Here is an 11,829-nt window from a genome sequence, read left to right on the forward strand (position 1 = left end):
TAGGTATGAATCTAACAGAAGCTTTACGCCTAATGAAAGAAAAAGGATACAAACATACTGGCAAAAGAGAAGAGATGCTCAGATTATTTGCAGCTCATAATCGTTATTTAACTGCGAAAGACGTTTTAGAGCATATGAAGGATGATTATCCAGGGCTTAGTTTTGATACGATTTATCGTAATTTAACAGTTTTTGCTGAGATTGGTGTTTTAGAACAAACGGAATTAAATGGTGAAAAACATTTTCGTTTTACTTGTTCTATTATGGAACATCATCATCATTTTATTTGTTTGGATTGTGGGGGGACGAAAGAGATTACTTCCTGCCCAATGGATTTTATGAATAAAGATTTTACCGGTTATGAAGTAACGGGTCATAAGTTTGAAATATATGGTCGTTGTCCAAAATGTGCAAAGTAAAAGCTCGTCGGTTACATAACTGACGAGCTTTTTTACGTAGAAAAAAAGGTTGCTCACAAATATTGTGGCAACCTTTTTTTTATTGTTCTTGTGTCTCTTTTTCTTTTTCTCGTTCAGCAGCCATTTCAGCAGCGATTACGTCTATTTCTTTTTTCAGTTCTTCTACCATTGTTTCTTCTGGTACTTTACGAACGACTTGCCCTTTACGGAATAATAATCCCTCTCCACGTGCACCGGCAATACCGATATCAGCTTCACGAGCTTCACCAGGACCATTTACAGCGCAACCAAGTACTGCAACTTTAATTGGTACTTGAAGTGTAGAGATGTATTCTTCCACTTCGTTAGCGATGCTAATTAAATCAATTTCAATACGACCGCAAGTTGGACAAGAGATAAGTGTTGCTGCGTTAGACGCAAGACCGAAGGATTTTAATAGCTCACGAGCAACTTTTACTTCTTCAACTGGATCAGCACTTAATGAAATACGTAGTGTATTTCCGATGCCTTTATTTAAGATTGCTCCAAGACCAGCGGCACTTTTTACAGTTCCGGCAAACAATGTTCCAGATTCTGTGATACCTAAATGTAATGGATAATCAAAAGCACGAGCAGCTTTCTCGTATGCTTCGATTGCTAAGTTAACATCAGAGGCTTTCATAGATACGATAATATCGTGGAAATCTAAGTCCTCTAAAATTTTAATATGATGTAGCGCGCTTTCAACCATACCATCTGCAGTTGGGTACCCGTACTTTTCTAAAATGTGACGCTCTAATGAACCAGCGTTTACACCGATACGGATTGGAATACCGCGCTCTTTTGCTGCATTTACAACAGCTTCTACTTTATGGCGACGACCAATATTACCTGGATTGATACGTACTTTATCGATGCCACCTTCAATTGCTTTTAAAGCAAGGCGATAATCAAAATGAATATCAGCAACAAGTGGAATGTTGATTTGTTTTTTTATATCAGCAATAGCATCTGCTGCGCGTTCATCTGGAACGGCAACACGGACGACTTGACAGCCAGCTTCTTCTAAACGCTTGATTTCAGCAACTGTTGCTTCAACATCATGTGTTTTTGTTGTTGTCATACTTTGTATAATTAATTCATTATTACCGCCGATTGTTAAATTACCGACTTTAACTGGACGTGTTTTTGTACGATGAGTCATTTCATTCACGAATAGATCGCTCTCCTTATAAAAGAAGTTTCTTATTTAGTCCCTCATATCAATAATAGTATACGTGATATAGGGCTATAGAAACCGAAGTGCTCGGTTTCACTTTTACTATTGTATCAGCGCCTTTATGTAATTGACAAGGATTAAGTGATGGCTTATTGATATAACGGGAATTTATAAGACTTTCCAATTTGTATTTTTGTAGCAGATGTACTTTTGTTTAATTGTTTAAAGTCGTCAATTACTTTTTCTATAGAAGGAATTTTTTTCTTGTTAATTTGTTCTGTAATAGAAAGAACTGTCTCGCCAGTTTTTACTTCAATTGTTTTATAAGATGTATCCGTTTCTTTTTCTGTTTTGTTTTCTTTATTTTGTTGGTTGTCAGTGTTTTCTTTTTTAATCGTTTGAGCAGCAGTTGTTTTTTTATATGAACTTAACATCGGTAAAGTACCGATTTTTATGTCGTAATAGAATATATAACCGAGAACAAGCACGAATAGGAATATACCTAATCTTTTCATATTCTTCACTCCTTTGCTAGGAATATATGCTTGTCCAAAAAAAAAATGCCTATTTAGGCATTTTTTTCGTTCTTATTTTTCTTTTGGTTTTGGAACTTCTTTAATCGTTAAGTACAGAACGATTAAAACAACTGCGATATAAATGAATGTTGATCCAGGTACGACAATCTTACATGCATCCATAATCATAAAGAAGATTGTTGGGATTGTGTAGCTGTACGCAGTTAGTGTCCAAACTTGTTTATAGGATAATTTACGTTGACCGCTCATGGCAGAACCGATGAAGGCAAGTAAAGTCACTCCTACAAAAGTGATAAATAGTTGGAATAGGTACACTAAAAATCCGATGACAAATAGTAAAATTGGGTAAATGTTATCGAATAAAGAAATGAAGTCTTGCAAATCTTTTTTCTCAAGAGATGCACCTAATAAGTCGTTATAGGAATATGTTTGAGTTTGACCATTTCCCGTAGAGACGATTTTATCTTTTAAAACAAATAAACCTGTTTTATTTTGATATTTTTCTAATTCTGTTGAATTTGGATCAAATACGAAAAGAGCATTTCCCTCTTCTTTTTCGATAGGTTGATCAATATCAGCTTTTAGTTCGCCATTTTCAATTTTAAAATCAGGTAAATCTTTGTCAATGACTTGATTTACCATGTTTACGCCATCTTGGAAAAAGCTACCGTATAGAAAAGTTCTTGGAATAGTAGTAATTAAACAAAGTAGCATAATATACAAAATGGTTTTACCGATTTTTTGAAAACGGAATAGCGCCATATCTTTAGGCGAGTATATGCTTTTTACAAATTGGGTAAATATGGACATAGATTCACTTCCTTTATGTATGTATAAAATCATTGTAACGTAGGAATCTAGAGAATCTCAAGATATATTATATTTACATATAGTGGAGATAACTAAATTTCTTTTTATTAACTTTCTTCTTTTAAATAAGAAAAATACAATTGACACTTTTCTTTTCTATATGGTAAATTTATCTTACATTTCTTAAAGGGTATATCCGATAGGAATTCCTTTATTTGATATGTTGTTACATACATAATTGTGGACCCTTAGCTCAGCTGGTTAGAGCAGACGGCTCATAACCGTCCGGTCGTAGGTTCGAGTCCTACAGGGTCCATATCCATTTCGCATGTTTATTATGTCAGCAGGAAGCTTCCTTGTAGAAGGAAGCTTTTTTTACGGAATATATGAGCATTTTAATTGAAAAGAAGTGGGAATTTTGCTACTTTAATGATAGCAAGACAATGTGATTTATTTGTTTGCACCCTATGGCAATTAGGGTAGAATGAAGTTGTATGTCACTTAAGTGGCAATACATAAACTGGGAGGAATATAACAATGGCAAAACACGAATTACCAAATTTACCTTATGCGTATGATGCTTTAGAGCCTCACTTTGACAAAGAAACAATGAATATCCATCATACAAAACATCACAACACGTACATCACAAACTTAAACGCTGCTTTAGAAGGTCATGCAGAATTAGCTGACAAAAGCGTAGAAGAATTAGTTGCAAACTTAAACGAAGTACCAGAAGCAATCCGTACAGCAGTACGTAACAATGGTGGCGGACATGCTAACCATACATTCTTCTGGACAATCTTATCTCCAAACGGTGGGGGACAACCTGTAGGTGACCTTGCAACTGCAATTGAAGCGAAATTCGGTAGCTTCGATGCATTCAAAGAAGAATTCGCAAAAGCTGGCGCAACTCGCTTCGGTTCTGGTTGGGCTTGGTTAGTAGTAAACAATGGTGAGTTAGAAGTAACAAGCACTCCAAACCAAGATTCACCTTTAACTGAAGGTAAAACTCCAGTTGTCGGTTTAGATGTTTGGGAGCATGCTTACTACTTAAATTACCAAAACCGTCGTCCAGACTACATCGGCGCATTCTGGAACGTTGTAGATTGGAACGCTGCTGAAAAACGTTACCAAGAAGCAAAATAATCGTAATAAATAATAAATATAGAAAAAGCTAGGGGAGAGCCCCTAGCTTTTTTCTATGCTTTCCTTTTACATAATTGGGCTTGTCTTTGGAAGACTAGAACATGAAGTAAAGGAGAGTTGTGTATGAAGTGGAAACATATAATTGGTGACGTTGAAGTGAATCGGGATTTAGTGTTATTGCTCCTTATAGGAGGTTTATACACGCTCGCAATTTCTTTATCGAATACGTTTGTAAATATTTATTTATGGAAACAAACACAAAATTATGTGAATCTTGGATTGTATAATTTGGCCAGCGTTGTATTACAGCCTCTCACATTTCTTGTAGGTGGGAAATTAGCGAAACGTATCGACCGTTCGATTTTATTACGAATAGGAGTAGGAACGCTCGCAATTTTTTTTATCGTTGTTTTAGTGGCTGGAAAAAGTGCTTCCCAGTATATTTTATTAATGGGGGCTCTTTTAGGAGTAGGATACGGTTTTTACTGGTTGGCTTTTAACTTATTGACATTTGAAATTACAGAACCAGAAACAAGAGATTTCTTTAATGGGTTTCTTGGACTTCTTACATCTTTCTCTGGGATGATCGGACCAATAGCAGCAGGATACACAATTTCACGTATGGAGAAATGGAGTGGTTATACTGTTATATTCTTTCTTTCATTAGTGTTATTTGCAATTGCTGTCGTCTTAAGCTTCTTTTTATCTAAAAGAGAATGTGAAGGGCGTTATGAAATTGTGCAAGTATTGAAAGAACGAAGGGTTGATAAAAATTGGGGAAAGATTACACGAGCTCATTTTTTCCAAGGATTGAGAGAAGGAACGTTTATTTTTGTCATTTCAGTGTATGTGTATTTAGCAACTAATAGTGAGTTCGCATTAGGGAAATATAGTTTAGTGAACTCTGCTGTATCCTTTGTATGTTATTACTTAGTCGCTCGCATGTTAAAGAAAGAGTGGCGAAAAAAAGCGATTTTACTTGGGGGCATTATTTTATATGCTGTCGTCTTTTTAGTTATTTTCAATGTTACATACACGAAATTACTTATTTATGCGGCATGTATTGCGATTGCATATCCTATTTTACTTGTTCCGTACGGGTCAATGACATATGACGTAATTGGTAGAGCGAAAAATGCGAGAGAATGGCGTGTGGAATATGTCGTTGTCCGGGAGTTATGGTTAAATGCCGGAAGAATCTGTTCCATTCTAAGTTTTTTATGTGCTGTACTATTCTTTCCACCTGAAAAAAGTTTACCTTACTTATTATGTATTTTAGGTGCTGGACATTTTCTTATTTATTTTGCAGTTAAAAATGTCAAATATGATGAGGGAAATGCGGGTAAAACAAGTGTTGTAACGCAAGGAACTACGCAGAATCAAACTGAACCAGAAGGTTAACTTCTCGTTTGTTTTATGCTAGAATAGAAAAAGATGTAAGACAGCAGTGAGGACACCTGTATGAAGGTGTCCCTTTCACATTACATAGCTGTTGGCAGAGGGGGTTTGTATGAGCAAGAAGCAGAAGCAAAAGCAAAATAAGAAAAAGACCCACGTTCCTTTTCGGTTAAACGTGTTGTTTTTCTGCGTGTTCTTAATGTTCTCCGCGATTATTGTAAAGCTCGGATATGTACAAATTGTTCGCGGTGAAGAATATAAGAATGAAGTAGAGAAGAAAGAGAACTCGACGATAAGTAATCCTGTACCGCGTGGGAAAATATTTGACCGTTATGGGCGACCTGTAGTAGATAATGCAGCTGTTCGTACCATTACATTTACAAAAATGAAAGGGTCAACTGCAGAGGATCGCTTAGAAACAGCGAAAAAGCTAGCAGATTTGATTGAAGTACCGACAGATAAATTAACAGATCGAGATAAAAAAGATTATTGGATTGCTATGCATAAAGAGGAAGCTAAAGAAAAAATTACGAATAAAGATCGTCAAGAGTTTAAAGATAAAAAAATTGATGATAAAGAATTAGACGAGCGTCAACGAAGTCGTGTAACAGAAGAAGAGGTTAATCAATTATCTGCAAAAGATTTAGAAATACTAGCAATTAAGAGTAAGATGGATGGCGGATATGCAATGACACCTCAAGTTATTAAAAAGGATGCTACAGAAAAAGAATATGCGATTATTAGTGAGAACCTAGCAACATTACCAGGTATAGATACGAATGTTGATTGGGATCGAAAATATACGTATGATGATTTATTCCGAAGTGTACTTGGTGGGGTGTCGACATCTGATGAAGGCTTACCGAGAGAAAGACTAGATTACTATCTTGTTCGTGATTATAATCGAAATGACCGAGTAGGAAAAAGTTATCTGGAGCAGCAGTATGAAGATAGCCTGCACGGTACGAAAGCGGAAGTGAAAAATCTTACAGATAAAAACGGTAATATTTTAGAAACGATTAATGTGGCAAAAGGGCAAAGTGGTAATGACCTGAACTTAACAATTGATATGGAATTACAAAAGCGTGTGGAAGATATTATTGCGAAGAATTTAATGAGATTTAAAGGAAGCGAACCTCTTTTAGATCGCGCATTCGTTGTAATGATGAATCCGAAAAATGGTGAAGTTTTATCTATGGCGGGGAAACAATTAGTTAACGAAGAGGGTCAAACGAAAGTAAATGACTTTGCATTAGGTACGATGACAAGTACTTATCCGATGGGTTCAACTGTAAAAGGTGCAACATTGCTTACTGGATATCAAACTGGTGCGATTCAACCAGGGGCGGTACAATTAGATGAACCAATTAAATTAAAAGGTACACCTACGAAGTCGTCTTGGAAAACGATGGGATATATTAATGACCTTACAGCGTTAAAAATGTCTTCTAACGTTTATATGTTTAAAACAGCGATGAATATCGCTGGTGTTCCATATGTAAGAGGCGGTACGTTAGATATACCTCAAAAAGCATTTGATACGATGCGTTACTATTTTGGTCAGTTTGGACTTGGTGTGAAAACAGGAATTGATTTGCCAAATGAAACTGCTGGCCAAATAGGTAAAGAAAAGAAACCAGGTTTCTTATTAGATTTATCAATCGGACAGTATGATGCGTATACACCGCTTCAATTAGCGCAATATATTTCGACGATTGCCAATGGCGGATATCGTATGCAACCACAAGTTGTAAAAGAAATTCGTCAACCGGCAGTGAAACCAGATGAAGTTGGGAAAGTTGTTCAATCTATGGAACCGAAAGTATTAAATCGTGTTGATATGCCAGAATCGCAAATTAAACGTATTCAAGAAGGATTTAGACAAGTGTATAACGATTCAGGTGGTACAGCTACAAAATACTTTGCAGGTGCAAAATATAAAGCTGCTGGGAAAACTGGTACAGCTCAAACTGTGTATGGCGGAGATCAAGAGATTGGTAGAAAGGCAAACGGTGAGCGTAAAGAAACATATAACTTAACATTAGTAGGTTATGCGCCACTTGAAGATCCTGAAGTAGCATTCTCTGTTGTCGTTCCATGGGTACATGATGATAAGACTGGTATTAATGGATATATTGGTCGTGAAATTATGGACGCTTACTTTGATTTGAAAAACCAAGAAGTAAATGGTGAAGCTCCAAAAGATGACAAAGACAATAAAAATAAAAATAAAGATCAAGATGATGAATAAAAAAGTTGTAGAAAAGCACACTATCTGAAAAGATAGTGTGCTTTTTTTTATGGTTTATGCATATCGTGTAATAAATGTGGACAAGTATACAACATTGAAAAACACGCGGCTGTATCAAAGCTACTTGTATATGATGGGATAGGGGATAACGGTTTTATAGGAAAAGCATCAGAGCAAATGAATAGCTACTACTGATTAAAATTTTATCGTATGTTGATTTTTGTGGAACTTTACAAAACTTTTACAAACAATTAAAACCGAATTAATAGTTTAGCAGTATTCTTATATCTGTAATCCTGTTATCTCCGGTTACTTCTAGGAGGAAGAACACGTGAAATGGATGCGTACACCGATTAAAATTTTCGTATTGTCGATATGGTTCCTCTGTTTTGAAATGTCTACTGCATTTGCTTTAAATGATACAGGAGAAGTGAGAGTTGATGGATCCTCAACGGTTTTTCCTATTATAGAAGCAGTAGCGGAGGAATATACAAAGGTGCATCCAGACGTGAAAATTTCCATCAGTGTTTCTGGAACTGGAGGAGGATTTAATCGTTTCAGTAAAGGAGAAGTAGATATAAATAATGCTTCGAGAGTAATGAAACAAGTCGAGAAAAATGAGATGAAGAAAAACTCTATTCAGTTCACACCTTTTGAGGTTGCTAACGACGGTCTTACGATTGTTGTGAATCGGCACAATACATGGGTAGACGATATGTCAGTAGACGAGTTACGTCTATTGTGGAGTGAAGATGGAAGAGAGAAGCGATGGTCACAAATTCATTCAACATGGCCACGTGAACAAGTGAAGTTTTATGCACCGGGCGTAGACTCTGGTACGTATGATTATTTTCAAAATGTCATCTTACAAAATCATCGCATTGTAAAAAAAGTCTCTTTGTCTGAAGATGATCAAGTTATTATGCAAGGGGTAATGAATGATAAACATGCCATTGCTTTTGTAGGATATGCTTATTATATGGCTAATCGAGATAAGGTGAAAGCAATAAAAGTGAATGGTGTATTTCCGACGAAAGAGACCATTCAATCAGGTAAGTATAAGCCGTTATCTAGGCCGCTACTTATTTATGTGAACAATGCATCTATCCGAAATAAAATGAATGTAGCAAACTATGTTGAGTTTATGATTCAACATGTTGGTAACCTCGCTGAAGAGGTCGGGTATGTAAAATTACGAAAAGAAAAATACAATGAACAGCTGCGTATGTTAACAGAAATAAAAAGGTAATGTCAGGGTGGAAAGGGGTTTTCATCTTTGGCTCATAATGACAAAAGTCAAATTACATTTTCTGTACAACATTTGATTGAAAGAAATACAAAACAAAGAAAAAAAACGCAGCGAATCAATCGAATAGTTCCTTTGTTACTAAAAATAATTGCTAGCGTTTCTATTGTGACGACACTTGGAATTGTTTTTACGCTTTCTAATGAAACAATCATGTTTTTTCAAAAAATATCATTATACTCCTTTTTGACGGAGAAAGAATGGTTACCATTTTTTGAAGATCCTAAATTTGGTATATTACCACTTATATGTGGAACGTTCCTTGTAACAGCAATCGCTATGTTTGTAGCAATTCCTATCGGTTTAGCGTGTGCCGTATTTTTAAGCGAATATGCTTCAAATAGTGCAAGAAAAATATTAAAGCCGATGTTAGAGCTATTAGCAGGTATCCCGACAATTGTATATGGTTTTTTTGCATTAACAGTTGTTACACCGTTTTTACAAAGGATTATACCAGATTTACAGTTTTTTAATGCGATTAGTCCAGGAATCGTTATCGGATTTATGATGATGCCTACAGTTGCATCTCTATCTGAAGATGCGATGAGAGCGGTGGCGAAAGGGACGAAAGAAGCTTCGTTAGCACTCGGAGCGACGCGGTTTGAGATGGTAAAACAAGTGGTGTTTCCATCCGCTTTTACAGGGATTATGGCAGCAATTATATTAGCGGCTTCTCGTGCAATTGGTGAAACGATGATCGTTGTAATTGCAGCAGGATCCACACCAAATGTATCGCTTGATCCGACACATTCTATTCAAACGTTAACAGCCTATATTGTGCAAGTGAGTTTAGGTGATGCTCCGCATGGAACGATTACGTATTACAGCATGTATGCTGTAGGTGCGACGTTATTTTTGTTTACCTTTATTATGAACATCATTTCGCAGTCTATTATGCGCCGTTTTAGGAGGATGACATAATATGCGAATGTTGAATCATAAAAAAATACAAAAAAATATGGCATCACGCTTTTTAAAAGATCGAATTTACAAATTGTTATTTTATATAGCAATTGTATTTTCAATCGTAATTTTGTTTGTGTTACTGTTTCAAATTGTTGAAAAAGGTATAAGTTATCTTTCAATAGATTTCTTTACAAATTTCGCTTCACGTAATCCGGAAGAAGCTGGTATTGCTGCAGCTTTGTCAGGGACAATATTATTTATGAGTATTGTTATACCCGTCTCTTTTATATTTGGCGTTGGAACAGCCCTTTATTTAGAGCAATATGCGAAGAAGTCTCTATTTAAAAAAATAGTAGAGATTAATAATCAAACGTTAGCAGGAGTACCATCCGTCGTATTTGGATTACTTGGTTTAACTATTTTTGTATATGCTCTTCATTTAGGCGAGAGTATAGTTGCAGCAGCACTAACGATGAGTTTACTCGTCTTACCAACAGTTGTTGTGGCGAGTCAAGAAGCAATTCGATCTGTACCAATTGCATTATTAGAGGCTTCTTACGGATTAGGTGCTACGAAGTGGCAAACGATGTATCAAATTGTATTGCCATATGCTTTCCCGGGGATTATAACAGGCTGTACGTTAGCGATATCAAGAGCAATTGGAGAAGCAGCACCACTATTAGTTATCGGGGCACTTGCGTTTGCGAATTATGTTCCATTTAGTATGTTTGATAGATTTACAGTTTTGCCAATTCAAATTTTTAATTGGATGAGTAGGCCACAAGAAGAATTTCAGTATGTAGCAGCAGCAGGGATGATGGTTTTGTTAGGTTTGTTGCTATTTATCAATATATTTGTTTTATGGTTACGAAATCGAAAATAAGTTGGAAGTGGATGAAAGGGGAATTCAAATGGTAGCAACAGTAGTAAATGTACAGGTGAAAAACGAAGAGAAAATCGAGACTGCGCCAAAGAAAGTAGTATTTGATACGAAAAACTTAAACTTATGGTACGGGGAAGACCATGCTTTAAAAGATATTAATTTAAGTATTCATGAGAATGAAGTTACAGCAATTATCGGTCCAAGTGGTTGTGGTAAATCAACGTACTTAAAAACGTTAAATCGCATGGTAGAGTTAGTACCGATCGTTCGAACTACAGGTGTAATTGAATATAGAGAACGCAATATATTTGATAAATCATATCCAGTTGAAGAATTACGAACGCACGTAGGAATGGTGTTCCAAAAGCCAAATCCATTTCCAAAATCTATTTATGAGAATGTAGCATACGGTCCAAAAATCCATGGTATTCGTGACAAAAAGACATTAGATGAAATTGTTGAAAAAAGTTTACGTGGAGCAGCGATTTGGGATGAGTTAAAAGATCGCTTGCACGATAATGCATACGGTTTATCTGGTGGACAGCAACAGCGTCTATGCATCGCACGTTGCTTAGCTATTGAACCAGACGTTATTTTAATGGATGAGCCAACGTCGGCACTAGATCCAATTTCAACATTAAAAGTAGAAGAATTAATTCAAGAGTTAAAGAAAGACTTTAGTATTGTTATCGTAACGCATAATATGCAACAAGCAGCGCGTATTTCAGACAAAACTGCTTTCTTCTTAAGCGGGGAAGTTGTGGAGTATACAGATACAAACAAATTATTTACGACGCCTTCAGATAAGCGTACAGAAGATTATATTACAGGTCGCTTTGGTTGATATCGTTGCAAAGCTAAGAGAAAATGCCCTCTTAACAGAGGGCATTTCTTATTTTTATCTCACTATTAATAGGGATTTTCTATCTTAAGGCTTATTACAGGCGTCAGAGGCTATGTAGGAGGTTTATCC

11 protein-coding genes and 1 tRNA gene are annotated in these 11,829 nt (G+C 36.0%); 9 read left to right on the forward strand and 3 right to left on the reverse strand.

Annotation, left to right across the window (positions count from 1 at the left end):
- The first annotated feature begins 5 nt into the window (after nucleotides 1-5).
- Nucleotides 6-419: a Fur family transcriptional regulator gene (locus COK05_RS18935; protein WP_001054516.1), complete on the forward strand. Its 414-nt coding sequence runs from the start codon at nucleotides 6-8 to the stop codon at nucleotides 417-419.
- A gap of 79 nt (nucleotides 420-498) precedes the next feature.
- Here COK05_RS18935 and ispG read toward each other — a convergent pair whose 3' ends face one another.
- The 3 genes from ispG to yqgB form a co-directional block, all read right to left on the reverse strand.
- The gene (gene ispG / locus COK05_RS18940; protein ID WP_153577907.1) at nucleotides 499-1,602 is read right to left on the reverse strand and encodes a flavodoxin-dependent (E)-4-hydroxy-3-methylbut-2-enyl-diphosphate synthase; all 1,104 of its coding nucleotides are present in this window, start codon (nucleotides 1,600-1,602) and stop codon (nucleotides 499-501) included.
- A gap of 164 nt (nucleotides 1,603-1,766) precedes the next feature.
- Nucleotides 1,767-2,132, reverse strand: coding sequence for a protein YqfZ (gene yqfZ, locus COK05_RS18945; RefSeq protein WP_098613824.1), 366 nt, complete (start codon nucleotides 2,130-2,132; stop codon nucleotides 1,767-1,769).
- 72 nt (nucleotides 2,133-2,204) lie between these two features.
- Nucleotides 2,205-2,963 (reverse strand): protein YqgB, encoded by a 759-nt coding sequence (yqgB, locus tag COK05_RS18950; RefSeq protein WP_098613825.1) that lies wholly within the window; start codon nucleotides 2,961-2,963, stop codon nucleotides 2,205-2,207.
- Nucleotides 2,964-3,205: 242 nt separating this feature from the next.
- Here yqgB and COK05_RS18955 point away from each other — a divergent pair.
- The 8 genes from COK05_RS18955 (at nucleotide 3,206) to pstB (ending at nucleotide 11,700) form a co-directional block, all read left to right on the forward strand.
- A tRNA-Ile gene (locus tag COK05_RS18955) sits at nucleotides 3,206-3,279 on the forward strand.
- A 221-nt stretch (nucleotides 3,280-3,500) separates the two neighbouring features.
- Nucleotides 3,501-4,112, forward strand: coding sequence for a superoxide dismutase [Mn] (sodA, locus tag COK05_RS18960; protein ID WP_098613826.1), 612 nt, complete (start codon nucleotides 3,501-3,503; stop codon nucleotides 4,110-4,112).
- 123 nt (nucleotides 4,113-4,235) lie between these two features.
- Complete coding sequence (locus COK05_RS18965) at nucleotides 4,236-5,513, forward strand: MFS transporter (protein ID WP_098613827.1); 1,278 nt, start codon at nucleotides 4,236-4,238, stop codon at nucleotides 5,511-5,513.
- A gap of 109 nt (nucleotides 5,514-5,622) precedes the next feature.
- Entirely contained in the window at nucleotides 5,623-7,761 is a 2,139-nt protein-coding gene (locus tag COK05_RS18970; protein WP_098613828.1) for a peptidoglycan D,D-transpeptidase FtsI family protein, read from the forward strand.
- Between the two features lie 331 nt (nucleotides 7,762-8,092).
- Nucleotides 8,093-9,010, forward strand: a complete 918-nt coding sequence (locus tag COK05_RS18975; protein ID WP_098613829.1) for a PstS family phosphate ABC transporter substrate-binding protein — start codon at nucleotides 8,093-8,095, stop codon at nucleotides 9,008-9,010.
- 27 nt (nucleotides 9,011-9,037) lie between these two features.
- Nucleotides 9,038-9,988: a phosphate ABC transporter permease subunit PstC gene (gene pstC, locus COK05_RS18980; protein ID WP_098613830.1), complete on the forward strand. Its 951-nt coding sequence runs from the start codon at nucleotides 9,038-9,040 to the stop codon at nucleotides 9,986-9,988.
- Between the two features lies 1 nt (nucleotide 9,989).
- The gene (gene pstA / locus COK05_RS18985) at nucleotides 9,990-10,856 is read left to right on the forward strand and encodes a phosphate ABC transporter permease PstA (protein WP_098613831.1); all 867 of its coding nucleotides are present in this window, start codon (nucleotides 9,990-9,992) and stop codon (nucleotides 10,854-10,856) included.
- Nucleotides 10,857-10,884: 28 nt separating this feature from the next.
- Nucleotides 10,885-11,700: a phosphate ABC transporter ATP-binding protein gene (gene pstB, locus COK05_RS18990; protein ID WP_000226681.1), complete on the forward strand. Its 816-nt coding sequence runs from the start codon at nucleotides 10,885-10,887 to the stop codon at nucleotides 11,698-11,700.
- Nucleotides 11,701-11,829 lie beyond the last annotated feature (129 nt).

It is taken from the genome of Bacillus cereus, assembly GCF_002567495.1.
Taxonomy (GTDB): Bacteria; Bacillota; Bacilli; order Bacillales; family Bacillaceae_G; genus Bacillus_A; species Bacillus_A cereus_AQ.

Coding starts and splice junctions, on each gene's coding strand:
- ispG (WP_153577907.1), bottom strand. CDS start 1,602: ATGACTCATCGTACAAAAACACGTCCAGTTAAAGTCGGTAATTTAACA.
- COK05_RS18935 (WP_001054516.1), top strand. CDS start 6: ATGAATCTAACAGAAGCTTTACGCCTAATGAAAGAAAAAGGATACAAA.
- COK05_RS18965 (WP_098613827.1), top strand. CDS start 4,236: ATGAAGTGGAAACATATAATTGGTGACGTTGAAGTGAATCGGGATTTA.
- pstB (WP_000226681.1), top strand. CDS start 10,885: ATGGTAGCAACAGTAGTAAATGTACAGGTGAAAAACGAAGAGAAAATC.
- COK05_RS18970 (WP_098613828.1), top strand. CDS start 5,623: ATGAGCAAGAAGCAGAAGCAAAAGCAAAATAAGAAAAAGACCCACGTT.
- sodA (WP_098613826.1), top strand. CDS start 3,501: ATGGCAAAACACGAATTACCAAATTTACCTTATGCGTATGATGCTTTA.
- yqgB (WP_098613825.1), bottom strand. CDS start 2,963: ATGTCCATATTTACCCAATTTGTAAAAAGCATATACTCGCCTAAAGAT.
- pstA (WP_098613831.1), top strand. CDS start 9,990: ATGCGAATGTTGAATCATAAAAAAATACAAAAAAATATGGCATCACGC.
- yqfZ (WP_098613824.1), bottom strand. CDS start 2,132: ATGAAAAGATTAGGTATATTCCTATTCGTGCTTGTTCTCGGTTATATA.